The sequence below is a fragment of the Neolewinella lacunae genome (assembly GCF_014349155.1).
GTDB lineage: Bacteria > Bacteroidota > Bacteroidia > Chitinophagales > Saprospiraceae > Neolewinella > Neolewinella lacunae.
The window spans coordinates 113,883-139,649 of record NZ_JACSIT010000152.1; the positions used below are offsets into that span (position 1 = coordinate 113,883).

At 59.8% G+C, this 25,767-nt stretch carries 21 protein-coding genes; 10 read left to right on the forward strand and 11 right to left on the reverse strand.

Annotated features, from left to right (window positions below; translation table 11 throughout):
• Positions 1-100: 100 nt before the first annotated feature.
• Positions 101-469, reverse strand: coding sequence for a TraR/DksA family transcriptional regulator (locus H9S92_RS19310; RefSeq protein WP_187468340.1), 369 nt, complete (start codon positions 467-469; stop codon positions 101-103).
• 245 nt (positions 470-714) lie between these two features.
• Positions 715-1,608 carry a hypothetical protein gene (locus tag H9S92_RS19315; protein WP_187468341.1) on the reverse strand — a complete coding sequence of 298 codons (894 nt, stop codon included), beginning with the start codon at positions 1,606-1,608 and terminating at the stop codon, positions 715-717.
• A gap of 213 nt (positions 1,609-1,821) precedes the next feature.
• Between H9S92_RS19315 and H9S92_RS19320 the strand changes: the two genes are divergently transcribed.
• Positions 1,822-2,310 carry an SRPBCC family protein gene (locus tag H9S92_RS19320; protein ID WP_187468342.1) on the forward strand — a complete coding sequence of 163 codons (489 nt, stop codon included), beginning with the start codon at positions 1,822-1,824 and terminating at the stop codon, positions 2,308-2,310.
• 32 nt (positions 2,311-2,342) lie between these two features.
• Here the strand turns inward: H9S92_RS19320 and H9S92_RS19325 are convergent, their stop codons facing one another.
• Positions 2,343-2,663, reverse strand: a complete 321-nt coding sequence (locus H9S92_RS19325) for a hypothetical protein (RefSeq protein WP_187468343.1) — start codon at positions 2,661-2,663, stop codon at positions 2,343-2,345.
• A 225-nt stretch (positions 2,664-2,888) separates the two neighbouring features.
• Here H9S92_RS19325 and H9S92_RS19330 point away from each other — a divergent pair, with 225 nt between their 5' ends.
• A complete protein-coding gene (locus H9S92_RS19330) occupies positions 2,889-3,767 on the forward strand; it encodes an alpha/beta hydrolase (RefSeq protein ID WP_187468344.1) in 879 nt (292 codons plus the stop codon).
• A gap of 195 nt (positions 3,768-3,962) precedes the next feature.
• On the opposite strand, the gene H9S92_RS19335 is transcribed toward H9S92_RS19330, so the two are convergent.
• The 3 genes from H9S92_RS19335 to H9S92_RS19345 all read right to left on the reverse strand — a co-directional run bounded on the left by H9S92_RS19335 (position 3,963) and on the right by H9S92_RS19345 (position 6,464).
• On the reverse strand, positions 3,963-4,598 hold the full coding sequence (locus H9S92_RS19335; protein WP_187468345.1) for an NUDIX hydrolase: 636 nt from the start codon (positions 4,596-4,598) through the stop codon (positions 3,963-3,965).
• A 95-nt stretch (positions 4,599-4,693) separates the two neighbouring features.
• Entirely contained in the window at positions 4,694-5,473 is a 780-nt protein-coding gene (locus H9S92_RS19340; protein WP_246463996.1) for a uroporphyrinogen-III synthase, read from the reverse strand.
• Positions 5,474-5,552: 79 nt separating this feature from the next.
• Positions 5,553-6,464: a DUF4271 domain-containing protein gene (locus H9S92_RS19345; RefSeq protein WP_187468347.1), complete on the reverse strand. Its 912-nt coding sequence runs from the start codon at positions 6,462-6,464 to the stop codon at positions 5,553-5,555.
• A gap of 281 nt (positions 6,465-6,745) precedes the next feature.
• Between H9S92_RS19345 and H9S92_RS19350 the strand changes: the two genes are divergently transcribed.
• The 6 genes from H9S92_RS19350 (at position 6,746) to rsmI (ending at position 15,831) form a co-directional block, all read left to right on the forward strand.
• Positions 6,746-8,047 carry a sensor histidine kinase gene (locus H9S92_RS19350; protein ID WP_187468348.1) on the forward strand — a complete coding sequence of 434 codons (1,302 nt, stop codon included), beginning with the start codon at positions 6,746-6,748 and terminating at the stop codon, positions 8,045-8,047.
• Entirely contained in the window at positions 8,044-8,748 is a 705-nt protein-coding gene (locus H9S92_RS19355; protein ID WP_187468349.1) for a response regulator transcription factor, read from the forward strand. The genes H9S92_RS19350 and H9S92_RS19355 overlap by 4 nt, the downstream gene beginning before the upstream one ends.
• Before the next feature lie 164 nt (positions 8,749-8,912).
• Positions 8,913-11,513, forward strand: coding sequence for a DUF5686 and carboxypeptidase regulatory-like domain-containing protein (locus H9S92_RS19360; RefSeq protein ID WP_187468350.1), 2,601 nt, complete (start codon positions 8,913-8,915; stop codon positions 11,511-11,513).
• A gap of 205 nt (positions 11,514-11,718) precedes the next feature.
• Positions 11,719-14,250: a transglycosylase domain-containing protein gene (locus H9S92_RS19365; protein WP_187468351.1), complete on the forward strand. Its 2,532-nt coding sequence runs from the start codon at positions 11,719-11,721 to the stop codon at positions 14,248-14,250.
• A gap of 194 nt (positions 14,251-14,444) precedes the next feature.
• Entirely contained in the window at positions 14,445-15,044 is a 600-nt protein-coding gene (locus H9S92_RS19370; protein WP_187468352.1) for a hypothetical protein, read from the forward strand.
• A 118-nt stretch (positions 15,045-15,162) separates the two neighbouring features.
• Complete coding sequence (rsmI, locus tag H9S92_RS19375; protein ID WP_187468353.1) at positions 15,163-15,831, forward strand: 16S rRNA (cytidine(1402)-2'-O)-methyltransferase; 669 nt, start codon at positions 15,163-15,165, stop codon at positions 15,829-15,831.
• A gap of 138 nt (positions 15,832-15,969) precedes the next feature.
• Here rsmI and H9S92_RS19380 read toward each other — a convergent pair whose 3' ends face one another.
• Positions 15,970-16,536, reverse strand: a complete 567-nt coding sequence (locus tag H9S92_RS19380) for a DJ-1/PfpI family protein (RefSeq protein WP_187468354.1) — start codon at positions 16,534-16,536, stop codon at positions 15,970-15,972.
• A gap of 230 nt (positions 16,537-16,766) precedes the next feature.
• On the opposite strand from H9S92_RS19380, the gene H9S92_RS19385 reads away from it, so the two are divergent.
• Entirely contained in the window at positions 16,767-19,994 is a 3,228-nt protein-coding gene (locus H9S92_RS19385) for a VPS10 domain-containing protein (RefSeq protein ID WP_187468355.1), read from the forward strand.
• A 79-nt stretch (positions 19,995-20,073) separates the two neighbouring features.
• Here H9S92_RS19385 and H9S92_RS19390 read toward each other — a convergent pair whose 3' ends face one another.
• The 4 genes from H9S92_RS19390 to H9S92_RS19405 all read right to left on the reverse strand — a co-directional run bounded on the left by H9S92_RS19390 (position 20,074) and on the right by H9S92_RS19405 (position 23,858).
• A complete protein-coding gene (locus H9S92_RS19390) occupies positions 20,074-22,227 on the reverse strand; it encodes a ComEC/Rec2 family competence protein (protein WP_187468356.1) in 2,154 nt (717 codons plus the stop codon).
• Positions 22,228-22,347: 120 nt separating this feature from the next.
• A complete protein-coding gene (gene rsmG, locus H9S92_RS19395) occupies positions 22,348-22,989 on the reverse strand; it encodes a 16S rRNA (guanine(527)-N(7))-methyltransferase RsmG (RefSeq protein ID WP_187468357.1) in 642 nt (213 codons plus the stop codon).
• Entirely contained in the window at positions 22,986-23,669 is a 684-nt protein-coding gene (locus H9S92_RS19400; RefSeq protein WP_187468358.1) for an RluA family pseudouridine synthase, read from the reverse strand. The genes rsmG and H9S92_RS19400 overlap by 4 nt, the downstream gene beginning before the upstream one ends.
• 3 nt (positions 23,670-23,672) lie before the next feature.
• A complete protein-coding gene (locus H9S92_RS19405) occupies positions 23,673-23,858 on the reverse strand; it encodes a hypothetical protein (protein ID WP_187468359.1) in 186 nt (61 codons plus the stop codon).
• A 185-nt stretch (positions 23,859-24,043) separates the two neighbouring features.
• On the opposite strand from H9S92_RS19405, the gene H9S92_RS19410 reads away from it, so the two are divergent.
• Positions 24,044-25,759 carry a hypothetical protein gene (locus tag H9S92_RS19410; RefSeq protein WP_187468360.1) on the forward strand — a complete coding sequence of 572 codons (1,716 nt, stop codon included), beginning with the start codon at positions 24,044-24,046 and terminating at the stop codon, positions 25,757-25,759.
• Positions 25,760-25,767: the final 8 nt, after the last annotated feature.

Here is a 25,767-nt window from a genome sequence, read left to right on the forward strand (position 1 = left end):
ATTCCGCAGGCCAGGCAGAGGCCGAAACGAATGCGGCCTTCCCGCTGGGTAGGGGGAAGGCCGGCAAAAGCATAATCGACTTATTGGCGTTCTGATCGCGCTACTGTTGTTGCTTAGCGTCGATACTCATTGTAGTGTGGGGGACGATCCGAAGGCGCTCCTTGGGGATCAAGGTGCCGGTAACCCGGCAAATACCGTAAACTTTATTTTCGATCCGCAGCAGCGCGTGTTCCAGGTGTTGGACCAGTTTGCGCTGGCGGTTGGCCAGGTTGTGAATGTCTTCATTCACCATGGTGGAGGTGCCATCATCCAGACCACGCACTTTACCGTCTTCGCTGTTCGTCTGTTCGGCGAGTTGCTGGAGGTAAAAGTCGAGCTGTTTGCGGGCTTCATTCAGTTTGACATCGATGATGCCGCGGAATTCTGCCAAATCGGCATCGCTGTAACGCGTTTGTTCTTGAATCTGCATGAATGTAATCTTTGGTACAGAAGATAGCAAGGAGGCCCGGGAAGGGCAACAATGTAGACTGGCCAGAGCGGCAGAACGGAGGAAAATGACAGCCCCCACTGCTGGCCCACCTGCGCGGAAACAGGGGCAAAGATATGCTTTGGCAACGTGCTACGTACCTTTTATTCTTGTTTTTTTGCCACCGGGGAAAGAAAAGACTGGGGGAATCCCGTTGACGGCGAATTTTCGTCGGAAGGAGGGGCGATTTACTCCCGGATCAGGGGCAAAATGGCCCACATTCTGCTCCGGCGCAACCAGTTGCCCCGCCGGCACTTTTCCCGGATGGTGAAAGTCCGCTCCAGGTAGTAATTGTCTTCTTTTTTGATGACCTCGTCTTCGTACTCCACCTCAAAGCGGTCGGTGGAAGCGCGTAGTTCCTGCTGGTCATAAGTCGTAAGGGGATCACCGTCCTGATCAAATACTGGCCATACGCCCGGGCCGCTTTTGGGGAAGTAAACGCGCTGGATGCGGCCTTCCAGGATAGGGGTGTAGCGGAAAGCCGGGGCAGACTCACCGGGCCGCACGATCACCCCGGTAAAGTTGGTATGAAAGCGGAGTTGACTCCACCGGTAAGCGGTGCTTCCTGCGGGGATATTGAGCGAGAAGACGTCCCCCGCTTGCAAAAAGGGACTGTAATAAGCCCCATCGGCCCGCAACTGGTGGGTGGCTGCCTCGCCGTTTACGCTTACGGTAATCTCTCCGGAAATGGTTGGCGAAGTAGCCCGCAGGTGAAAAGCGAGGTAGCCAGCGGCGGGGATTTCGATGGACCACGTTTCTCGCTCGGGGCGGATCGTTTCGAAAAGGATGGAGGCGATGTTTTCCGTTTGCTGCACCCTTTCGGAGAGCAGGAGGCGCTCCCCTTCGTCTTGATGGCCTTCGTAAACTTTCTGCCAGCGGTCGGGGGCAAAATAGCCTTCCCACTCGTCTACGTTGCAGCCCAGGTCAAAGTACAAATAGTCCTGTGGCGCACGTCCGGTCATTGGAACACCTCCCTTGGGGGCCAGCTCCGTTGCCTGCGCACAAAGCACCGCCATCGTTCCGAAGAACAGCAGATGCCCGGAAAAAATCCGGACGGCAAGCCTCGCAAAGCTGTTGTTCATAGCAGCGACCGCCGTGGTGGCTGGCGTTTTTTGGGTTGGGTGGAAAGAAAAGGATGGGCACAAATATAAGCATTGTGCGCTAATGAATGTAAATGGCGGTTTTTTTACTGGGAGCGGCGGCTTATATTTAGGTTTCGGGGTTCCGGGCGGGAATGCGGTTGAACACTTTAGTGCTGACCTGACTTATACTACCCTGCCAGCCCCTTTTCAGCCATGCGACCTCGCCGTTTAACTTTTACCACTATCGTCCCGCGCGACTTACCGGAGACCTGGGCTTTTTTTAGCCGGCCGGAAAACCTGGAAAAACTGACGCCCGAAGACGTCCACTTCAACATCCTTTCTCCCGTGGCTGGAGTCGAAATGTACGAAGGAATGATCGTGCAGTACCGAGTGCGGCCTTTCCCGGGGTTTACGACCGATTGGGTGACGGAAATTACCCACGTCAGCCAGCATCACCACTTTATTGATGACCAGCGGGTGGGGCCCTTTGCGCTGTGGCACCACCAGCATTTTTTCCGGGCACTGGGGCCGGGCCGTACGGAGATGACCGACATCCTCCATTACCAGGTTCCTCTCGGCCCGCTCGGCACTTTGGCGGATTGGCTCTTCGTGCACCGGCAAGTGCTCGGCATTTTCCAGGCCCGGGAATCCGCCATCCGCCGCCTTTTCCCGGAGGAACAGGGTGGAAGCGGCCAACAATGACCCCGCAATGCAGGCGCGGTTGCCGGCTGGCGTTAGCTCAGCCAGGCGTTCAGATCGGGGAAGAACACGGCAATGCCTAAATAGGCCAGCGCGAGGAGGCAGACCAATACAATGATCAGCGTGCTGTTGGATTGTTTTACGCGGGCGCTGCGGTAAGCCCCGCTGGCTTCACCACCCTGGCCCCGGCGGAAGCCTCCGGAAATGCGGGTTTTCATGGAATCTACTCCGCCCTTAGCGAGTTGCTCCACCCGCTGGCGCCGTTCTTCGGCTTCTTCCTTTTTGGGGTCCCAGTAACGGGGTTTGTAGCTGAACTTTTGGTGGCTGGGGGGCTTGAAGAGTTTGAGGAAACCCATGGCGATTGTGTTTTTGGGGTAAACGATGGTTGCAGCGGGTGGGTTGTCCGGGGAGGAAACAGCAGCCCTTTTCTTCCGCTTTCCGCCAGCATGATGGCCAGCCTCCGGGTAAGATGCCGGAAAGGCCGGATTTGGTGGCTGGCCAAGACCTTCCACACTTTTGACTTGGCTGCTGCGGTTTTTTCGCTCCCTGGTTTATCTTGCCGGGGAAAATACCCTCCGATTATGCGTCACTTGTTCTTCCTTCCCCTGCTCCTCGTGGGCTTTCTTTGCACCTGCGTCAGCGCCCAGACGGCCAACACTACGGGTATCGTTTACGAGGCGCTGAGCCTGCCCAGCACCATTTTGGGAATGGACCGGCAGTACGCCATCTACCTGCCACCGGGCTACGAACAGAGCCAGCGCAGCTACCCCGTGCTTTACCTGCTACACGGCTACGGGGACGACCAGACGGGCTGGATCCAGTTCGGCGAGGTGCTGCGGATTACCGACGAGGCCATCCACAGCGGCAAGGCGACGCCCATGATCATCGTCATGCCCGATGCCAATACCCAACGCGTCGGTTATTTCAACAGCCCCGACGGAAAATGGCGCTACGAAGATTTCTTTTTTGAAGAACTGATGCCCCACGTGGAGGGCAAATACCGCATCAAGGGCCAAAAACGCTTCCGGGCCATCGCCGGCCTCTCAATGGGCGGGGGCGGCACCTTCACCTACGCGCTCCACCATCCGGAGCTCTTCAGTTCGGCCTGTCCACTGAGCGCCTGGGCCGGTGGAATGACGGTGGAGGACGTCAAAGAACGCTTTGCCCGCGCCGGAGAAACGAGTTATACCGACACCCAACTGAGCACTTACCACGCCCAGCACAACTTCGTGGAACTGGCCAAATCACTCGACAAAGAGAAAATCGCCTCCGTCCGCTGGTTTATTGACTGCGGGGACGACGACTTCCTCTACCGCGAAAACAGCCTGGTGCACATTGCCCTGCGGGAGCGGGAGATTAAGCACGAGTTCCGCATCCGCGAGGGTGGGCATACCTGGACCTACTGGCGCGAGAGCCTGCCCGAAGTGCTCGCTTTCATCACGCAGGCCTTCCACCAGTAGTGAAAAGCGTAAGGTTGAGCTCTTGCAATAATCACAACTAACTGGCCTTCAACGGTCTTTGGAAGGCAGTTCTGTAGTATTGTAGTTCGGTAGTGGGGTGTTGTCTACTACCGAACTACAAAACCAATGCGATCCAACCGTTTGAAAATCAGCGAATATCCCCCAACCTGGCGTTAGTTGGAACAAGCTGCGGAGTCAGGATTGGGCCAGGGCGACAATTTCGGCGACCATCATGCTGGTAGCGCCCCAGATTTCTTCGCCGCCGACGGCCCAGTGGGGGGTATCGGGGAGGGTCAGGCCAGAACTCAGCCGGCGCTCGGCGACCACGCGGGCGGAAGGATCGAGGAAATGCGTGAAGGGTAGTTCCAGCGTCCGGGCCACCTCGCTGGGCTGGGGCCGGAGCTGGGGGCGACTGGGGAGGAAACCGACGAAGGGCTCGACCAAAAAATTGCTGACGGGAACGTAGAGGGAAGTCAGGGGGCCGAGCAGTTCGATGGCCGTGCGGGGAATGCCTACTTCTTCTTCCGTTTCCCGCAGGGCGTTTGCGGCCGCGTCGGCATCGTCGGCGTCGCGCGAGCCGCCGGGGAAAGAAATCTGGCCGGCGTGGCGGTCGTTAGCCGGGCTCGTCCGTTGGATGAACAGCAAGTGGAGCTGGTCCTGGATGGGATAAAAAAGGGCCAGCACCGCAGCGAGGCGGGCACCGGGCGGCGGGGTAGGGTAAGTGCCCCGGAAAGGGGGAGACATCGTTTGCTGGGCCGCAAAACCGGGCAGCGTTCCGGCCTGCAAGTTCCTGCGCAGGCGGGCGAGAAGGTTGACGGCGTTGGCATCCAAAACGGGCAAAATTTCGCTAGGCGGCTACTACGTGGTGCCGCTTGTAGCCATTTGAAGACCGGTTAAACAAGTCTGATAAGGATTTAGATGTACGCTTAGCCCTTATTGGAGATCTTCAGGTAATTTTCCAGGGCCATTTCCATGCTGGGGACGTTGGGTGGCTCGGGTTTGATGTTGACGTACAGCCCGTGTTCTTCGCAGGCCTGCATCGTTTTGCTGCCGGCTACGGCCAGGCGGGTTTCGAGTTGCTTGAAGGAAGGGAAGTTCTCGTAGAGCGAATCGATGCCTAGGGGGCTGTAGAAGATGAGCACGTCGTAGAAGACATCCTCGAGGTCGCTCAGGTCAGAAGGCACGGTCTGGTACATCAGCGCTGGCGTCCAGTTGAACTCATTTTCGGTGAGGTAGCTGGAGACGAACTCGGCACCGAGGTTGCCCATGGGCAGGAGGAACTTCTCCTTGCTGCGGTGCTTCTTGAGGGTGGGGGCCAGATCCTGGATGGTGCGCTGGCCGAAGAAGACCTTGCGTTTGCGGTAAACGATGAACTTCTGGAGGTAATTGGCAATGGCCTCCGTCATGCAGTAGTACTTCGTTTCCTGGCTCATCTCAATCCGCAGGGCTTTGCACAGGCGGAAGAAGTGTTCGATGGCGAGCTTGGAGGTGAAGATGATGGCGGAGTACTCATCCGGGCGGACGCGTTCTTTGCGGAATTCCTTTTCCGTCAGTCCGCGCACCTCGATGAAGGAGCGCCAGTCTACCTTAATGTTGTACTTCGTCTCCAGGCGGGCGAAGGGGTTGCGTTCTGGTTCTACCTGGGAGACCAGGACGGTACGGATGGGCTTGTATTTTTCAACGTAGGTCTCTCGTTCAGCAGCCATACTCATAATTACATCGATCTTGGTGGGGCCTTGGGGCGGGCCTAAGGTGGTCTAAGACGGGCGAACTCCTCCGGGAAAATTATACCAAAGCGTCGCTAAAATACCGGTAAAGGAGGAGCACCGGAGCTATTTCAATCGCGCAAAGATACAATAAAATATGCACGGGCCTGGCAAATGCGAGGCGGCTGGCGATGGCGAGCCCCCGCAGGAGGTGGAAGCCGTAAATGACCACGAGCACCAGCAGGCCGCCGTAGAGAAAGACGTCTCGCCACTCCGGTGGCGCGTAGCTGGCGGCCAGGGAGGTGGGGGTGAGAAAGAGACCGGCAAGGATGGAAAAGACCATGAGCACGAAGGCGTAGCGGCTCACCTCCTTGCGTACGGGGAACACCCGCGCGTAGGCCCAAAGCACCCAGTGCTTGAGGCCCACGGCCCCGGCCACCGCCAGGGTGTAAGTGAGCCAGCTGCCCCAGGGCCCCAGGTTGAGGCTCACGTTGTGGCGCAGCGCAAACAGGTAAACGAAGAAGCCGGCCGCAAAGAAAAAGAAGAGGTAGCAAAGCCACAGGGCCGTCAGCTCGCCACCCGAGCGCCGGGTGTAAATCTGGTTCATCAGGCTGTCGTTGATGGTGCCGCGGAAACACTGCCGCAGCAAATTCCCAAACAGCACCCAGAGGCTGGCCAGGGTAACGAGCAGCAGCAACTGGATGATGAGGATGCTGCCTTTCCCCTGGTTCGGGTCAGTGGATTGAATGACCACGGGCCCGAATCCCGCAGGTCGCGCGGTCGCAGGTGCCCGGGAAGTTGTAGGAGCAAGGCCCGACCCTGCTGGCCGAATGTCGAAAGGACCGTAGGCCGTCGCTGGCCGCACACTGTCGTTGGCCGGCAAATCCGTCTGCGGCAAACGAGCGCGAATCTCAAAAGGGTTGGGGGCAGCCTGCGCAGCGGCATCGCCTAGAGAAAGGGCCAGAAATAGAACTGCAACGAGGTAACGCAAAATGTTGAGGGATTCCAGTCCGCCAAAGATACGGCAGTCTGGTAGTTTAGTAGTTCATAGTCTAGTAGTTCATAGTTCAGTAGTCTGGTAGTTCAGAAGCTCCAAGTTCAACGAGTGAACTACCGAACTACCGAACTATGAACTACCGAACTATGAACTATGAACTATGAACTACAAAAACTACCCCCGCCGGTTAATGCGTTGTTAACGAAGGAGTGAGCACCCTGGGTAAGCCCACGAATGTGCACTTTTACCTTCTCCCCCGCATCCCAGCTGCCGCCATGCATCAGCATACCCTCACCCGCGTGATCATTTTGGGCCTCCTTGCCATCCTGGGCATTGTGGGGATGCAGACTTACTGGGTAGCGACCACCTGGAACCTCAACGACACGGAATTCAGCCAGAAGGCGAAGCTGGCCCTCTACGGCGTGGCCCGGCAGCTGGCCGCCGAGAACAACAGCGACCTGCCGAGCCGCGATATCGTCCGGCAGCGCTCCAGCAATTACTTCATCGTCAACATCGAAAGCGAAATCGATGCCCTCCGCCTGGAAATTCTGATGCAGCAGGAACTCGTACGGCTGAGTCTTGACCTGCCCTTCGAATACGCCATCTTCGACTGTACCACCGATCAGATGGCCTACGGCGGCTACTGCCAGGCTTCCACCGAGCCCGAAGACCCCGTCTTGGCCGAGCGGACGAGCTACCTGGCCCCCGACGAAAACCTGCTTTACTACTTCGGCATCAAGTTCCCCACCCGCACGGGCTACCTGTGGGAAAAGATGCAGCTCGTGGTTTTCCTCTCCCTCATCCTGATGCTGACGGTAGCCTTCTTCGGCTACTCGGTGGTGGTCATGCTGCGGCAGCGGCGGCTGGCTACTATGCAGAAAGACTTTATCGACAACATGACCCACGAGTTTAAGACGCCGCTTTCAACGATTCGCATCGCGGCGGGCGTGTTTCTGCGCGACGAGCGGGTGGCGGCCGACGGGCGGCTTTCGCGCTACGCCCAGCTCATTCACCAGCAGTACGAACGGCTCAACGAACAGGTGGAAAAAGTCTTGCAAATCGCCCGCATCGAGCAGGGGAACTTCGAGATCAAGAAGGAAAGTACCGATTTGCACCGCATCATGCCCGATCTGCTGGGCAGCGCCCGCGTCCGCGCTGAAGAACGCTCGGGCACCCTGGAGGTCGACCTGCCCGGTCACCCTCTGCCTTTGTTGGCTGACCCGCTCCACCTTTCCAATATCCTCCACAACCTGCTCGATAACGCCATCAAGTACAGCGGCGAAAAGCCCCGCATCCGCGTCAGGGGCGAGTTGCGTGGGCAGGCCCTGCACCTGAGCATTTCCGACAGTGGCCCCGGCATCGCCCCCGAACACCAGGAGCGGCTTTTCGAGAAGTTCTACCGCATCCCGACGGGCGATGTGCACGACGTGAAGGGCTTTGGCCTGGGGCTCTTTTACGTCGCCCAGATCTGCCGTGCCCACGGCTGGACCATCCGCGTGGAGAGCAGTCTGGGCCAGGGAGCTACCTTTCGCCTGCAGCTGCCGTTGCTGCCCATCGTTCAAGTAGTTACCACATGAGTAAAGCCCACCTTCTGTACGTTGAAGACGACGAAAGCCTCAGCTTCGTGACCCAAGACAACCTCGAGTTCAATGGCTTTACCGTTACGCACTGCGCCGATGGCACTGCGGCCTTGCGCGAGATTGAAAAGGAGGGCTTTCAGTACGACCTCTGTCTGCTCGACGTGATGCTGCCCGGCGTTGATGGCTTCCAGCTGGCCGAGCGCATCCGGTCGAGAAACCAGGACATTCCCATCCTGTTCCTCACCGCCAAGAGCCTCAAGGAAGACCGCTTACAGGGACTGCGCCTGGGGGCCGACGACTACATCACCAAGCCCTTCAGCATCGAAGAACTCATCCTCAAGATCGAGGTATTTCTGCGTCGTAACCGCGTGCGGCCGTCCAGCCCGGCGCTGGACCCACGGCGCATTGGCGACTACCAGTTTGAGCTCGAGAAACTCCAACTCACTTACCGTGCCGAGCCGCCCCGCCGCCTCACCCGTCGGGAAGCGGAGTTGTTGCAGTTCCTGAGCGTCCGGCGCGACCAGGTGATTGAACGCGGCGAAATCCTGGAGAAAATCTGGGGGGAGAACGATTATTTCATGGGCCGCAGCCTCGACGTGTTCATCAGCCGGCTGCGCAAGTATTTGTCCAAAGACCCCCGCATCCGGGTAGAAAACATTCACGCCGTGGGTTTTTCCCTCACGGTAGACGGGCAGTGAGGGCGCGGCCGCAGGTGCCAGGAACGCCTTGGAAGAGCAAAGCAAGGGTTTGGTGGACCGGTGGGACGGAATCCGTCGAGCCGCAGCCAAGCTTAGTATAAAGTTCCGTTAAGGTACTTGCCGCTGCCGGGGTGGCGACTATTTTTGGGACCTCACCCAGCCAAATGAAACTATCCATGCGCGTCCTTACCCTGCTTTTTGTCCTTTTCCTTTGCACCTGCGTCCGCGCCCAAACCCTGACCGGGCGCATTACGGATGCGGAAACCGGCGAGCCGCTGCCCTTCGCCTCCATCTACGTGCAGCAAACCCAGAGTGGCACGGCCAGCAATGCCGACGGCGATTTCCAGGTCCGGCTCGCCGCTGGCTCCAACACCGTCATTTTTCAGTACCTCGGCTACCAAACCCAGGTGAAAACCGTGCTGGGGAACACCCGGCTGGACATCAAACTCATCTCCGAAGCGCTGGAGCTGGACGAAGTGGAGATCCTCAGCGGTGGCGAAGACCGCAGCTATTCGGTCATCCGCCGGGCCATTGCCAAGGCCGATTACCATCGCAACCAGCTCGACGCCTACACCGCCCAGGTCTACATCAAAGGCACGGGCAAGGTGAACAAAATCCCCGGCCTGCTGCGCATGATGGCCAGCAAGGAGGACCGCAAAGAGATCGACGAAGCCCTGAACCGCGCCTACACCAGCGAATCCACCAGCGAGGTGAGCTACACGCGGCCCAATACCTACGCCCAAAAAGTAATCTCGAAGTACGAAATTGGGGATGCGGAATTCGACGCGGCCCAGTACATCTTCACTTCCTTTTACGACCCGCTGGTGGCCGACGCCATCGTGAGCCCCCTGAACCCCAAAGCCTTTGGCTACTACAAGTTTGAGCTGGAGGGCGTCTTCGTAGACCGCGATGAGCTGGTGAACAAGATTCGGGTGATTCCCCGCAGCCGCGGAGAAGACGTTTTCGAGGGCTACATCAATATTGTGCACGACGACTGGTCGATCCACAGCCTGGAGCTGACGACTTACAAACTGGGCTTCCAGATCGACATCGGGCAGACCTTCGCCGAAGTGCAAGACCACGTGTGGATGCCCATCACCACCACCCTGGATGCGAACGGGCAAATTTTTGGCATCGCTTTTGAGTACCACTACCTCAGCACCGTGAGCAACTACGTCCTGAGCCTGAACACCAAGCTGGGGGGCTACGTGGAAGTGATTGATGAAAAGACCCAGCCGGAGGTGGCCGAGCGGACGCCCAAGGCCCGGGAGGTGAGCGACCTGGAGCGCACGCTGGCCGAAGGCGGCGAGATCAAAGCCAAAGACCTCCGCAAGCTGATGCGCGAATACGAAAAGGAGGAACGCAAAGCCTCCGAGGCGCCGGAGGTGGAAAGCAACTATTCCTTTTCCAACGACAGCGTCGTGGTGGTCCGCGATACGGCCGCCTGGGCCCAGTTGCGGCCCGTGCCACTGACCGCCGAAGAAGTGATTGGGTACGCCATTGCCGACGGTCTGGAGCGCAACAAGAAGCTGGACTCGCTGGAGGTAACGGTGGGCAAGGATGGTTCCCGCGATACGGTAACTTTAGACTCCGCCGCCCTGGCCAAGCGCAACCTGGGGCGCTTCCGCCTCGATAATTGGTTCCCCGACCCCATTTTCAACCCCGTGGAAGGTTACGCCCTGGGTACGCGCCTGGGCTGGATCAACCGGAAGAAGGCCATCGGCTTTGGCGTCCACCCCCGGTACGGCATTGGTTGGAAGCGCCTCATCGTCGAAGGGGATGTGCAACTGGGCCGGAGCGGGGTGAGTAACACGCCGAAGATCAGGCTCAGCGGCGGGCGCTTTTTGCGGCAGTTCAACGACCAGCCGGCCATTGACCCCTGGATTTCGGCTTACAATAACCTCGTCTCGGGGGGCAACTTCATCCGCCTCTACGAACGGGTGTACGGGCAACTGGATTACACGAAAAAGTACAGCGATGCCTTGCGGGCAGACGCCCGCCTGGCTTACGAAGAACGCCGGGCGGTGACCAACTCCAGCAACAACAATTGGTGGGGGCTCTCCGAAGGGGAAAGCTACGCACCCAATACGCCCCTGAATGCTGCCCGGGGCTTCGTTTCCGAAGTTAACCCGGCCGCCACGGCCCGCTTTGGCCTCGCCTGGCGGCCGGGCCTGAAGTACGAAATCGAGAACGGGCGCAAGCGGGTCATTGACCTTTCGGCCCCCACGATCAGCTTCCGTCTGGCGCAGGGCCTGCCAGAAATTGGGGCTTCGACGGCCGACTTTACCCAGCTGGAGGCGGCCTACGAGCACCGCTTCGACGTAGGCCGTAAAGGACGGGTGGACCTGCTGGTGCGCGGCGGTGCTTTTGTGAACAACCAGTCGGTAGACTTCCCCGATTTCAAGCACTTTGCTACTTCTGAACTCATCCTCACCTCCCTCGACCCCATCGGCAGCTACCGCCTGCTGCCCTACTACGCCGAAAGCACCAACGAAGAATACCTGGAATTTTACGGGCACTACCAGTTCCGGAAATTCCTCCTCACCCGCATCTGGAAGCTCCACCTGATGGGCCTCAAGGAAGACCTGTTCGTGAACTACTTACACACCCCCACCTCTGAACACTACACCGAGGTCGGCTACTCCATTGACAACATACTGCGGATCTTCCGCCTGGAATTTGTAACGGCCTTCCGCGATTTGGAATACGCAGACTTTGGGGTCCGCTTCAGCATTTCGACGACCATTATGCGCGATTTCAATTGACCGAAGGCGAGTGCCTGCTGGCAGGTACTCGCCCGCACAGGCTGTAGGATGGGTAGATAATAATCTAAAGCGTCCTCCGTGCGTTTTGTAGGGAGCTTGGGGCAGGTCCGCTGGGGGCCAGGTTGTTCCCAGAATGGCCGGTTGGTCTTATCGCCCCGGCGGCGTGGCCGTTGAGCAAGGTTCCTTACCAGAAGGCACAAGTAGTATGAAGAACATTTTTCCGCAAGAACTGCAAGCGAAAGCACGCGAAATTGCCCTCCAGGTCTGGGACAAGGCGCAGTACGGTGCCCGGCAGACCTGGGCCTATCTCCGCCGGCAGCCGCCGCTGAAGCTGGCCTTTTTATTCGTGTTCTTACCCACGATGCTGGTGGGGGTTTTCTTTGCCGTCTTGTTTGCCCAAGCGCTGGCGGGACGCTACGGCCCGATGCCGGAAAAGGCCGAACTGGCGTTGATTGAGAATGCGGAAGCCTCTTCGGTATTTAGTGAAGACGGCGTGGTGCTGGGCAAATACTACCGGGAAAACCGCGTCAGTGTGCCTCTGGACGCGATTTCGCCCTACGTAACGGAAGCCTTGATTGCCACCGAAGACAGCCGCTTTTTTGAGCACCAGGGCATTGATTTGTACGCCCTGGGGCGGGTATTCTGGCGCAGCATCATCCGCGGCGACCGGAGTGGCGGCGGCGGTAGCACCATCAGCCAGCAGTTGGCCAAGCAGCTCTACCCCCGGGAGGGCAACGGCCGTTTCGGCATGGTAAAAACGAAGTTGCGGGAGATGATCATCGCCAGCCGCCTGGAGGAAGTCTACGACAAGTACGCGCTGCTGGCCCTCTACCTCAATACCGTTCCCTTCGGAGAAAATGCCTACGGGATTGAAGTGGCCGCAAACCGCTTTTTCAGCAAAGCGGCGGAAGACCTCAACGCCCAGGAAGCCGCCGTGCTGGTGGGCCTGCTCAAGGCGAATACAACCTACAACCCCCGGACAAACCCCGGGAAGAGCCTGGGCCGTCGTAACGTCGTCTTGGGGCAAATGGCCAAAAATGGTGTTTTAGAACCCGCCGAGGCCGATAGCATCAGCGCTTTGCCACTGGGGCTGAAGTACCGCCGGGAAAACAACCAGGTGGGCGGCGCAGCCCACTTCCGGCAAATGTTGCGTGGCGAAGTGGAGCGGGCTTTGGCCGGAAAAACCCACCCCGACCGGCGACCTTACGACATTGACCGAGACGGCCTCCGCATCCGGGTGAGCCTCAACAGCGTAATGCAGCGCCTGGCCGAAGAGGCCGTGCGCGAACAACTGCCCCTCATTCAACAAGGCCTGGCGACGGACTGGAGCAAGGCCAAACGCGCACCCTGGGAAGCGGCCTTTCTGGACCAGGTTCGCCTGAGTTCCCGCTACACCGAACTGGCCGCAACGGGGCTGAAGGAAGAAGAAATCCTGGAAGCCATGCGGGAACCCCGGCCGATGACCATCTACGACTGGAAGACCACGGAAGCGGTCGATACCCTCCTGGGGCCGCTCGATAGCCTGCGCCACTATTTCACCCTCCTGAACGCGGGATTGCTGGTGACGGAGCCCGCCACGGGGGTGGTGCGGGCCTGGGTAGGCGGGGTAGATTACCGCTTTGTGCAGTACGACCACGTCAACGCCCGCCGGCAGGTGGGGTCCACCATCAAGCCCGTGATCTATGCAACGGCCCTCCAGGAAGGAATGCGCCCCTGCGAATACACCCCCGCTCAACAGTTTACCATCGAGGATTTTGCGGACTACAACCCCAGCAACCCCAACGGAGAATACCAGGGGGCCTACTCCATGCGCGGAGGACTCAGCAAATCGGTCAATACCGTAGCCGTCAACATTGCCGTCCGCACGGGCCTGAGCCGCGTCGTCAACGAAATCCACGAAATGGGCATCACGGGTAAGGTAGAGGCCATCCCTAGTGTTGCATTGGGGACCGTAGAAGCCACCCTGCCGGAGATGAACACGGTGTACAGTGCTTTTGCCAACCGGGGACGACGGCCGGAGGGCATCCACTTCCTCGACGAAATCACCACGGCCAACGGTGAAGTCATCGTCAGCTTTACCGAACCCCTGAAAACCCGCAGTGTGATGGCCGACTCCACTGCCGCCATCGCCACCTACCTGATGGCCGGCGTGGTGAACAGCGGTACGGGCAGCCGCCTGCGCAGTACCTACGGCATCAGCGGACCCCTGGCGGGAAAGACCGGCACTACCCAAGACCAAAGCGACGGCTGGTTCGTGGGTTTCACCCCCAAGCTCGTGGTAAGTGCCTGGGTGGGCGCGGAGTTTCCCGCCGTCCATTTTCGCACCCTTTCCCGGGGCTCGGCCACCGCTACGGCCCTGCCCGTTTGGGGGACCTTCATGCGCAAAGTGCAGCAACACCCCGGCCTGAAAAAGTACCGGGGCGGCGGATTTTCCGGCCTCGATGAAATGGCCCTGGCCCTGCTCGATTGCCCGGATTACCTGGAAGAACTGCCCATCTACCGCGACCCCGAGGAGTTTTTGCCCGTGGAAGCCATCGCCGTGCGGCTGCAGCGCTACGGGGCTCAACGCGTGGAAGAAATGATGGCCCAGAAGCGCCGCCGCAACAACGAAAGCCCCACGGAATACGCAGAACGCATCGTCGAACTGCTCGAAAGAGAGGAGCGAAAAGACCAGCGGCGGCAGGAACGGAAGGAATTCTGGAACAAAACCCTTTTCGGGAAAAAAGACGATGGATAGCCCGTTTTTGCCAAGGCTTCGCAAAAGGCGCGGTCGTGCGAACCTCGGCGTCCTGACGTAGTTTATTACAACGGATGCGTCCGGACCAAAGCAGCACGCTTGACCGGACGATCTTCGCCTACCGGAAAGAATGCCCAAACCCTTCCCCGCATTTTCACCCATTTTATTTTCCCAGCTTAACGTACCACATCATTATGGCCGCCTCCCTATTTGAATCCATCCTGTCTACCGTCAAGGACGCCGCTGATGATTTTGATTTCTCACGCATTGAAAAAATGACGGGGCAAAAAATCGATTCGGTTGATGAGTTTATGGCCCGCACCGAGCGCACGGGGCCCCCGCACTACGGGCACGGTTTCCTCGCCGGAATGATTGGCGGACTGGTAGGGGTGGGAGTGAAGATGCTCGTAGACCGCCAGCTGGCCCCCGATGTGGAGCAGATTGAGGACGGTTACGCCGAAGCCGCCGTGCAAGCCGCCGAAGCTTTTACCCACATCGACCTCAGCAATCGCCAGGAAGCTCTCGCCGAAGCCGCCGTAGAATTCGGCATGGGTGCTTTGGTGGGCGGGGTCTACGGCGTGGTAGTGGAGGCCATCCCCGACGCCAGCAAGATGAGCTCGCAGCAACTCATGACCACTACCAAACAGCTGGCACTTCCTGCCCTCGGCATCGCTCCCGCGGCGGTGAAAGACGTTGCGGAAAACAAGATCGGTAAGCTGGCCGGCCACGTCGCCTTCGCTGCCACTACCGAAATCGTTCGTCGCCTGACGCGTTACTACCTGAGCAAAAAGTGAGGCCCTCTCACCGGGTCCGGCCGGATGCGGGTTAATCCCCGGCCCGCAGTTCGTAGTTTTGTGGCGGGAGCCCTGGCTGGTCGCAGAGGAAGCGTCCCTTCATTTTACTTGCACTGCTATGCTCTACCTCGTCCCCACCCCCATCGGCAACCGGGAAGACATTACCCAACGGGCCATCCGTACGCTGAGCGAGGTAGACCTGATTTTGGCGGAGGATACCCGTACCAGCCGTCCTCTCCTGCAGCACTACGGCATTGCCACGCCGCTGCGGGCCTACCACGCGCACAACGAACACGCCATTGCTCCGCAACTGGTGGCGGAGCTGAAAGAAGGAGCTGCTTTCGCCCTCATCACGGATGCGGGCACGCCGGGCATCAGCGATCCCGGCTTCCTGCTGGTGCGGGCCTGCCGCGAAGCCGGGGTGGCCGTGAGTTGTCTGCCCGGGCCCGCCGCCTTCGTTCCGGCGCTGGCCGCCAGCGGCATTCCCTGCGATCGTTTCCATTTCGAGGGCTTTCTGCCCCATAAAAAAGGCCGGCAAACCCGCCTGCAGTACCTGGCCACGCTCCCCCACACTTTTGCACTCTACGAAAGCCCGCACCGCATCGTGAAACTCCTGGGCCAACTCGGCGAAGTGTGCGGTACCGATCGCATCGCCTGCGTGGCGCGGGAAATCTCCAAGCTCCACGAGGAAATCACTACCGATACCCTCGAAAAACTGCACGCCTACTACGCCGCTAAAGGCAGTGTCAAAGGCGAAATCGTGGTGGTAGTAGCTGGACTAACCTAGCGGCTTTTACGGCCGTAGATGATGTTTGGGGCGCGGCCGCAGGTGCTCCCCCCCGACCCCCCGAAGGGGGGAGAGTGTTGGCCCCCCAACCCCCAAAGGGGGAGAGCGGGGCAAGCCACCCGCCCCGGGCATCAACTGTCAAAAGCCAGCAACGGCATAATCCATGCTGTGGCGGATACGCTCGGCGGCTTCCGGGCCGGCCCACTTCGCGCAGAGGTAAAGCCCCAGATCCAGCGCCGAAGCCACTGCCCCGGCGGTGATGACCCTGCCGTCGTCCACGATTCTTTCCCGGACCACCTCGGCGCAGTAGGGTGCAAGGGCGGCGTATTCATTGAAGTGGGTGGTGGCACGGTGGCCTTTCAGGAACCCCGCCGCGCCCAGCAGCAAGGAGCCGGTACAGACGGAGGTTTTGAGCCCCACCGGCCCGGCCGTAGCCAGCCAGGCCAGGAAGGCCGGGTCGTGCTGCAAGGCCCGGGTGCCGAAGCCGCCAGGTATGCAGATCGCGTCGTATTCGCCCAGGTTGGGCTGCACCCGGTCAACGGAGACGGAAAGCCCGAATCCATCGCGCACCACGGACGTCATGGCACAGGTTTGCCACGAAAAACCGGGGAGGTGCCCCTGCGATTGGAGGCGGCTCAGCGGGTCGTACACTCCGCTAAAATCCAGGAGCGTAATGCCATCGAAGAGGAGGTAAGCGAGCCGCATGGAGCTGATTTTTGCCGGAAAATTACGCAGGCCGGGCGTAGTGTCTTCCTTTCAGAAACTGCTGGTGCCGGAGGGGGAGCGGTGGGCTGGCGGTGGCTTTCCCCTGCGCGCGCCGCAGAAGCGCATTTTCTCCTTGCACCTGCGGCCGCGCCCTGCTGGACTTTATCTCCTGCCTATTTTGCCCGGTATGCTGTATATTCCCCCTTCATACCAAAATTCAACTGCCCGACATGAGAACTGCTTTTTCCTGTTTCCTCCTTCTGTTGGCTGGCTTGCTGCTGGCCCAGGACGGACCGAAGACCCTGGAGGGGTTTAAACTCCGCAACGTCGGCCCCGCGTTCGTGGCCGGCCGCATCTCCGACATTGCCGTTCATCCCAACAACGATAACCTGTGGTACGTGGGGGTCGCCTCGGGCGGCGTCTGGAAAACCCGCAACGCAGGCATCACCTGGGAGCCGATTTTTGACAACGAAGGGACCTATGCCACGGGCTGCATTACCATCGATCCGCTAAATCCATCGACGGTCTGGGTGGGGACCGGCGAAAACGTTGGCGGCCGCCACATCGCCTTTGGTGACGGGATTTACCGCAGCACCGACGGCGGCAAAAAGTGGCAGAACATGGGCCTGAAGACCTCTGAGCACATCTCCAAAATCATCGTGCACCCGGCCAACAGCAACGTTGTTTGGGTTGCCGCGCAAGGACCGCTCTGGAGCAGTGGCGGAGACCGGGGCGTCTTCAAAACCACCGACGGCGGTAAGACCTGGAAAAAGGTCCTGGGCGGCAGTGAGTGGACTGGCGCGACCGACTTGCTCCTAGATCCCCGCAACCCCGACCTCCTCTACGCCGCTACCTGGGACCGCCACCGCACGGTTGCGGCCTACCTCGGTGGAGGCCCCGGCTCGGGCATCCACCGCAGCCGCGACGGCGGCGAGACCTGGGAAAAGCTCAGTGCCGGCTTGCCCAGCTCCAACCTCGGCAAGATCGGTCTGGCCATCAGCCCCCAGCAGCCCGACGTGGTGTACGCGGCCATTACCCTGGACCGGCGCACGGGCGGCATCTGGCGCTCCGCCAACCAAGGGGCCAACTGGAACAAGATGAGTGATGTCGTCTCCGGCGGCACCGGCCCCCACTACTACCAGGAGCTCTACGCCAGCCCCCACGCTTTTGATCGCCTGTACCTGATGGACGTCCGTATCCAGATCAGCGAAGACGGTGGAAAGACCTTTCGCCGGATGAAAGAAGAGCGCAAACACTCCGATAACCACGCCATCGTCTTCCGCGCCGACGACCCCGATTACCTGCTGATCGGTACGGATGCGGGCCTGTACGAGAGCTTTGATTTGGCAGAAAACTGGCGTTTCATCGATAATATGCCCATCACGCAGTACTACAAAGTGGCCGTGGACGACCGGGAGCCTTTCTACCACATCTTTGGCGGCACCCAGGACAACGGCTCGCACGGTGGCCCCAGCCGCACGGACAGCGAAGCGGGCATCCTGAACGGCGACTGGTACAAAACGCTCTTCGCCGACGGCCACCAATCCGCCACCGAACCGGGTAACCCCGACATCATCTACGCCGAAACCCAGCAAGGGGGCCTGCACCGCGTAGACCTCAAAACCGGCGAACCCATTATGGTACAGCCCCAGGCCCGCGCCGGTGAGCCCTTTGAGCGCTTCAACTGGGACGCGCCGATCTTGGTCTCCCGCCACGACCCCAAGCGGCTCTACTTCGCCAGCTACCGGGTGTGGCGCTCCGACAGCCGCGGCGACGACTGGCAGCCCATCAGCGGCGACCTGACGCGCAACGAAGAACGCATCGCACGGCCCATCATGGGGGGCATCCAGAGTTGGGACAATCCATGGGACATCTACGCCATGTCCAGCTACTCCACCATCACCTCGCTGGCCGAATCCGCGCTCAACGAGAAACTCCTGTGGGCGGGTACCGACGATGGCATCCTGCAAGTGACTACCGACGGCGGCACCACCTGGAAGAAAATGTGGGTAAAAGACCTGCCCGGCGTCCCCGAACGCGCCTTCATCAACGACATTAAAGCCGACAAATACGACGAAAACACCGTCTATGTCTCGCTGGACAACCACAAAGAGGGCGACTACAAACCCTACCTCTTCAAAAGCACCAACCTGGGCAAAAGCTGGACCAACCTGGGCAGCAGCCTCCCCGATCGTACACTGGTCTGGCGACTGGTGCAAGACCACGTCAAAAAGGACCTTCTTTTCATCGCTACCGAAAATGGCATTTACACCAGCCTGAACGGCGGCGGAGAGTGGAAAAAACTGGCGGGTTCTCCCCACATTTCTTTCCGGGACCTGGCCATCCAGGAGCGGGAAAATGACCTGGTGGGGGCCAGCTTCGGCCGCAGCTTCTGGGTTCTCGATGATTACTCTCCCCTCCGGGAGATGAGCGACGAGGCGATGGCGAAGGAAGGAGCGCTGTTCAGCGTCCGCGATGCCTGGTGGTATTCCCCGCGCGATAATGACCCCGGCGTTGGTGCCGACCAGTACGCTGCGGAGAACCCCGAGTTTGGGGCGGTATTCACTTACAACCTGAATACCGAGTTCAAGAGCCTGGCCGACCAGCGCAAGGCGGCCGAAAAAGAAGCCCAGAAAAACAAGCAGCCGCTCACTTTCCCAGGCTACGATGCGCTGGACAAAGAGAGCAGCGAACGGCAACCCAAAGTGTGGTTTACCATCAAAGATGCGAATGGCGAAGTGGTACGCACCTTCAGCAAACCCCTTAAAAAAGGGCTGCACCGGACGGCCTGGGATCTCCGCATGCCCTCTACCTGGGCCATCCGGGCGGGCGAAGGTGGTGGCGGCGGCGGTCGCTTCGGCGGCGGAGCGATGGCCCCTCCCGGGAAGTACTCCGTCACGATGAGCAAGGAGGTCGATGGCAAAATCACCGAGCTGGCGGGCCCCGTCAGTTTCAACGTCAAACCCCTCCACAAACCTACGGTGGAAGGAGCCAGCCCCGAAGCTATTCTGGCCTACCGCGAGGAAGTGAAAGGCATCCAGGACCAGATGGCCGCCAGCCAGGAAAAACTCGGCAAACTCACGGGACAAATCAAGGCAATGGAAACGGCCCTGGCGCAGTCGGCAGTAGCGCCCGGTAAACTGCACGAGAGCCTCTACGCCCTGCAAGACCAGATCAATGCCCTGGAACGCCAGCTGGAGGGCAGCCCCAGCCGCGCTGCGGTAGGAGAGAATGGACCGCCGACGGTCCAGGATCACTTCTTCGCGGGCTACCGCGGGTTATCCACCACCTATGGCCCGACGCCCAACATGCGCCGCAGTCTGGGGATTGCCGGCGATATGCTCAAGGAAATAAATCCCAAAATCGACGCACTGAGCGCGCAGTTGCCCGCCCTGAAGGATCAGCTCAAAGCCGTTGGTGCGCCCTACCTGATTGGGGCTGATATGGACAAGGAATAGGGAGTAAGACCCTTTTCCTTTCGTGAAGAGCGCGTTCTGGCCAGTCCGGAGCGCGCTCTTTCGCTTTCCCTTTTACCCCTTACTGCGGGAAAAGGTAGGCACCGGAGTCGGCCGTAAGGTGCAGGGGGTAGCCTGCCGTTGCTGCCCAGGCCCGCCATTCTTCCAGGCGGTAAAAGGCGTTGCTGCCATCCACCACTACGGTAGGCGGCGAAGCAGAAGGGGGCAACCCGGGAAAGGCAGCAGGACGGAAATTGCGGGTGACCAGTACGTGGGTGGGGGCTAGGTCACAAGTTTTGGGCGCTACTTCCTCGCCGTCCAAAATCAGCCAGCGGGTGCCCCCGAGCTGAAGGCAGGGAAACTGAAGGGCTGCTCCTGCCTCTAGCGTGGTATCGGCGGCGGGAAGTAAGGACAGGGTAAGGCGGGGTTGGTAGCCCCATTGTTCGCGCTGGGGACCGGCCGACCAGGGCAACTCTTCCTCCGTCGGCGCAGTACCAAAGGCGTAGGCTGCTGTGCCTTGGGTGTAATCCATCAGGCTACTGCGGGAAATGTGGTACACGATGATGCGTGCCGATTGTCGCTCCAGTTGCCGGGCATTGTGCGACCATCCTACCCACCCGCCCAGTACGAGCAGGGGCAGAAAGGTCACTACCGGCCACAAACGGCCTTTCCAGCGTAGCCAGGCGGCTAGTCCACCGATGGAAACCGCCAACAAGCCCGCTGCGACCCCATCAAACCAGGGAACTTTCAGCAAGCCCCCAGGTAAATTCCCGAAGAAAAAGATGAAGGCGTTTTGCAGGCCAATGACCGTGCCCAGCAGCCAGCCCGTAAGCTCCGCCATCAGCGTGGGGCCACCCAGCCCGGCCACCAACCCGTGCAAAATCCCCAGGAACATGCCCGCAAAGGCCGAGAGAATAACCACTGTGCCACTCAGCAGAAAGTACAGCGGAAACTGCTGGAAATTGTAAAGCGAAAGCGGTAAAGTTCCCAACTGCGCCCCGGTGGAAGCCGCCATCGCCGACCACGCACTGCGCAGCAACCTGGAACCAAAATAGACCAGCCGCGTCAGGTAAGACGTGAACAGCACGATCCCGATGATGGCGGTGAACGACAACTGAAAACCCACCTGGAAAAAAGTAGCGGGGTTGAGCCACAGCATGCCAAAAGCGGCAATGGAGAGCGTATTGAAGATGTAAGTCTTCCGGCGGAGAATGCCCCCCAGGGCCAAAACGGAAAACATGAGCGCGGCCCGTTGCACCGAAGGGCTCAACCCACTCACCAGCGCAAAAGTCCATACCGCCACCACGCTTAGCGCCGCCACCAGGGTGCGCCCGCCCCGCGTACGGTTTAGCCGCAGTACCCGCGCCAGCAGGGTGTACAGCAGCAGGTAAACTATGCCCACGTGCAGGCCCGAGACGGCAAGGACGTGAATTGCCCCGGTATCGGTGTAGGCAGATTTTACTTCTTCGCTGATCAGGTCGCGCTTGCCCAATACCAGGGCGGCGGCTACGGCCAGGCGGTCTCCCGTAAGATGGTCTTGGAAGGTCTTGAACCAGGTCCGTCGCCATTCCTCCGCAGTGGCCCGAATGCCCGTAGCGGAAGTGCCCACCCGCCGCCAATCGCCGTCTTCGCGGAGAAATAATTGGTGGTAGACACCCTGCCGCTTCCAGTAGGCCCGCAGGTCAAATACCCCGGGGTTTAGGGGCGGCCGCAGCTCGGTAGGAGTGCCCGCAAAGACCAGGCGGTCGCCGGCTACCAGGGTCGCTGCTTTTTGGCTGGGAGGAAGGTAGAGCAGCAGCTTGCCGGTAGCGGGGCGGTGCAGGCTATCGGCACCCAATAGGGCCGTCAGCGTAATTTCCGCCCGCAGGGTCTTTTCTCCGGGGCGGATGGCCATGATCTCCCCCGCTAGCAGGTCATCCGCTTCCAGCCCGGCCAGAAAGAAGTCCTCCCGCGCCGGAGGGTAGGAAGATTGGGTGCGCCAGCCGCCCAGGAGAAAGACCAGCAGCAACAACAAGCAAGTAGTGGCAATAGCCGGCCAGCGGGAAGCACTCCTGAAATAAAGCCCTCCCAGCACCAATGCCCCCGTCACGCCAGCTGCCACCAGCCATGGCCTGGCCAATCCGTAGCCCACAGCATCGGAAACCAGGATGCCCGCAATGAGGGCACCAACAACGGGCAGCATAGGCACCGAACCCCAGGCAGGGGGCGGCGCATGGTCGGGTTTTGGGGAACTCACCGGGTGAAAATAGGGTGGAACCTGGGAACTTTAGCAGTTTACCCAGGAATGAGTCGCACCATTTCCCCCTTCCAAGTTGAAATGCACATAAAACCAGCCACGGAACTTAATCGTAGTCCACTAATACTGCAGGTACACCACCGCCTTCTCCTGGAAAAAATCGTGCCCAGGGAAGAGGTCTTTGATGGCGTATTCTTCCAAATAGGCACCCTTGGGTAGAGCCGCCATTTCTTCCTCCAGCCCCAGCCCTTTCAAGGCCAGAATGCCGTTGGGCAGGGCATGTCGCTGCTTATGGGTAATGAGGCGCATGCTCCATTCCGCCAGCTTATCAATCCGGGCCACGGCGCGGGTGACGATGAAGTCGTAGCCCGGCTGCCGGATTTCTTCGGCGCGCTTTTGCTCGGCGCGGCAATTTTCCAGGCCGATGCCATCGATCACCTCCTGGCAAACCCGGATTTTCTTGGCAATGCCATCCACCAGGTGGAAGTGGGCCTCCGGGAAAAGGATGGCCAGCGGAATGCCGGGAAAACCGCCGCCCGTTCCCAGGTCCAGTATCTTAGCTCCCGCGGCAAAGCGTACCACCTTGGCGATGGCCAAAGAGTGCAGGACGTGGTTGACGTAGAGGTTGTCAATATCCTTGCGGCTGATCACGTTGATGCGGGCGTTCCAGGTCCGGTACTGCTCGTCGAGGGCCGCAAATTGCGCTTCCTGTTCAGTGGTGATTTCGGGGAAGTGCTGCTTTATCAGTTCGGCGCCGTTCATAGCAAGGCTTTAAAAGCTTCCCACGTGGGTCCTTCGGGCAGCGGCGCCTCGTGCGCGGTGCGCTCCCCGCTGATGGGGTGGTCGTAAACAATGCGGTGGCTGTGCAGGTCAATCTCTCCGTCGGGGTTGCCGCGTTTGAAGCCGTACTTGGTGTCGCCCCGCACGGGAGAGCCAATGGCGGCCAACTGACAACGAATCTGGTGCTTGCGGCCGGTTTTCAGCTGAATGGCCAGCAGGTGGTAGCGGTCGCTGGACCCCAGGTAGCGGTAGTGCAACTCCGCAGTTTTGCTGCCCGGGCTGGGGTTGTCATTAACCATGGAACGGTTGCCGGGAGCGTTGCGCAGGTAATGCACCAGCGTGCCTTCGTCTTCTTTTGGTCGCTCACCGACAATGGCCAGGTAGTGCTTTTCTACGCGGCCCTCTTTCAACTGCCGGGTCAGGGAAGTCTGGGCCGATGGCTTCTGGGCCAGCAACACGACTCCGGAGACGGGACGGTCCAGACGATGGATCAGGTACAAGTCGTGGCGGATGTAGGCCGCGCCGAGCCCGAGCAGGCTGGGGTCGCCAGTTTTGTCGGGCTGCACGGGCAAGCCCGCCGGTTTATTGAAGGCAATGATTTGGTTGTCCTTGTGCAGGATCCAGTCGCTGATGCGACCGTTAAAACGGGGTGCGTCCGCCATGGTCTAGGGTAGTTCTTCGTACTCGATGTAGTCGTCTTCACGGCCACGGTTATTGGTTTTGCCATTGGTCTCGTCGCCAACGCCAGGGTGGGGGGGAGGGCCGGCATTGACCCGCTCCTGGACGGCACTGTACCACTTGTAGCCCCGGTACGCAGCGTAAATCAGCAACAGCGTTATTATCGTATCCATTCCACAAAGGTACAGCCTGCGCCGCGATCCTTCGCGGGGGGCACGTCGGGAGCCGGACGTACGACATCCTCTTTCCTTGTCCTTACCTTGCACCTGCGCCCGCGCCCCTTTCCCTTCTCTCTTGTTTCCCTACGCCTTTTACTCCCGTCCCCCTTTACTCCTTTCCCCCTTTATTCCTTTCGCCCGTGCAAGTACCCAAACTCACCCCCCTCACCTGGGCAGGTCTCGGCCTGGTAGCATTGGCCTACACCCTGCTCTACTACCACCCCATGCTGGGGGGTACTTACCGTTTTAACGACGATGTGGCCCAGCACTACCTCTGGCTCTTTGCCGAATACTACGATCTGCCCTGGCAGGAAAGCATGTACGCCCGCACTTCGGCCGTCATCCAGCCCTGGGGAGTGTACGCGGTCATGAAGGTGTTGGGGCAGTTCCTGCCACCGCTGGAAGTGGCGCGTTACGGGGTGATTTTGCTGGCGCTGGTCACGGCGGGCTACGGCACGGCCCTGTTGCGCCGGTTTATGCCGCTGGTGCTGGCCCTGGCCATCAGTTTGTTTACCGTGCACCTCAGCTTTGCCGTCACGATCGGCTTTCTGGCCCGCGCCTACATGATTCCGCTGCTCCTCGTCTTTGCCTATTACCTGCTGACGGAAAAGCCCTGGGGAGTGGCGGGGGCCCTGCTCGCGGCGGCGCTGTTTTATCCGCCCGCCCTTATTCTAAATTTGGCCATTCTCGGGGTATTCGAGTTGATGAATTTGCTGGGGTACCTTTTTTTTGGGCGCGGCCGCAGGTGCTCCCCCCCGACCCCCCGAAGGGGGGAGTTAGGACAAGGAGCAGGGGACGTCGCAACGCCCCCCTGGCGCTGGTGGTGGATCTATGGCCTCACCGCCGTGCTGACTTTCGGATTGGCCTGGGCGCAAGCCGCCACCGTCAAGGCCCACCCGGATCTGGGTAATTTTCTGCCCCGGGCCGACTTACTCGGCTTGCCAGAATTCCAGGCCCAGGGGCGGGTACCCGTCACCAACGGCATGAATACGCCGGTGTCTTTTTTCGTCGGGTACTTTGCCAACTACTATCTCCGCTCTCCCTTCGCGCCCTGGTTTGAGATGGCCGTGCCTTTTCTGGCCCTCGTGCTTGGCATCGTCCACCGGGCCAAGTTGGGCCGGCTGGGCCGCTACCTGCTGGTGCTGACGCTGTGCAGCGCCGGACTTTTCTACTTCGCCCAGCTGGTCTTTCCCCTGCTTTTTCTGCCCGACCGCTTCATGACTTACCCCTGGAATATGCTGGCTACTTTAGTAATCGGTTTTCTGGCGGCCGGGGTGTACCACCTCTTGCCGCGCCCCTGGTGGGCAGTGGTGCTGGCCTTGGCGGTGCTCGCCTACGCCAACTACCAACGCACGCCAGCCGGGCTTTTCGGCTACGGCGATCTCGAGTCCGAATTACCGCTCTACAACGCGCTGGCCGGGTTGCCCCCCACCGCAGTAATTGCCGCGCCACCCGAAATCGCCAGTTGGATGCCGCTGATGGATCATCACCTCCCCTTCATTTCCAACGAAAGCGCCCACCTGCTGTACTTCGAACACTACCATCCTTACGTCATGACCAGATTTAGCGACTGGGCAAGCGCCATCACCCGCCCCACCGGCGAACTGGCTGACGTAGTTGCCTTCCTGGATAAATACCACATCGACTACCTCGTGGTGGACCGCGACCAACTCCGCCGCAAGTACTCCGGCTTATGGTCTCCCCACCGAGAAGCCTACACTGTCGCCCTCGATTCTGCCCGCCAGTCACCCGCCCTGCTGGGTATCCCCGATTCCATTGGTACCCTCTTGCCCCCGCATTACCATTTGCTTTCCCGGGATGACCTCGAAAGCCAGCTCCCTTCCGCCCAGCAGTAGTGGGATAT

Bases quoted from the DNA above. Each gene is read 5' to 3' on its own strand.
- H9S92_RS19310 (WP_187468340.1), bottom strand. From the start codon at position 469: ATGCAGATTCAAGAACAAACGCGTTACAGCGATGCCGATTTGGCAGAA.
- H9S92_RS19315 (WP_187468341.1), bottom strand. From the start codon at position 1,608: ATGAACAACAGCTTTGCGAGGCTTGCCGTCCGGATTTTTTCCGGGCAT.
- H9S92_RS19320 (WP_187468342.1), top strand. From the start codon at position 1,822: ATGCGACCTCGCCGTTTAACTTTTACCACTATCGTCCCGCGCGACTTA.
- H9S92_RS19325 (WP_187468343.1), bottom strand. From the start codon at position 2,663: ATGGGTTTCCTCAAACTCTTCAAGCCCCCCAGCCACCAAAAGTTCAGC.
- H9S92_RS19330 (WP_187468344.1), top strand. From the start codon at position 2,889: ATGCGTCACTTGTTCTTCCTTCCCCTGCTCCTCGTGGGCTTTCTTTGC.
- H9S92_RS19340 (WP_246463996.1), bottom strand. From the start codon at position 5,473: ATGGCTGCTGAACGAGAGACCTACGTTGAAAAATACAAGCCCATCCGT.
- H9S92_RS19350 (WP_187468348.1), top strand. From the start codon at position 6,746: ATGCATCAGCATACCCTCACCCGCGTGATCATTTTGGGCCTCCTTGCC.
- H9S92_RS19355 (WP_187468349.1), top strand. From the start codon at position 8,044: ATGAGTAAAGCCCACCTTCTGTACGTTGAAGACGACGAAAGCCTCAGC.
- H9S92_RS19360 (WP_187468350.1), top strand. From the start codon at position 8,913: ATGAAACTATCCATGCGCGTCCTTACCCTGCTTTTTGTCCTTTTCCTT.
- H9S92_RS19365 (WP_187468351.1), top strand. From the start codon at position 11,719: ATGAAGAACATTTTTCCGCAAGAACTGCAAGCGAAAGCACGCGAAATT.
- H9S92_RS19370 (WP_187468352.1), top strand. From the start codon at position 14,445: ATGGCCGCCTCCCTATTTGAATCCATCCTGTCTACCGTCAAGGACGCC.
- rsmI (WP_187468353.1), top strand. From the start codon at position 15,163: ATGCTCTACCTCGTCCCCACCCCCATCGGCAACCGGGAAGACATTACC.
- H9S92_RS19380 (WP_187468354.1), bottom strand. From the start codon at position 16,536: ATGCGGCTCGCTTACCTCCTCTTCGATGGCATTACGCTCCTGGATTTT.
- H9S92_RS19385 (WP_187468355.1), top strand. From the start codon at position 16,767: ATGAGAACTGCTTTTTCCTGTTTCCTCCTTCTGTTGGCTGGCTTGCTG.
- rsmG (WP_187468357.1), bottom strand. From the start codon at position 22,989: ATGAACGGCGCCGAACTGATAAAGCAGCACTTCCCCGAAATCACCACT.
- H9S92_RS19400 (WP_187468358.1), bottom strand. From the start codon at position 23,669: ATGGCGGACGCACCCCGTTTTAACGGTCGCATCAGCGACTGGATCCTG.
- H9S92_RS19405 (WP_187468359.1), bottom strand. From the start codon at position 23,858: ATGGATACGATAATAACGCTGTTGCTGATTTACGCTGCGTACCGGGGC.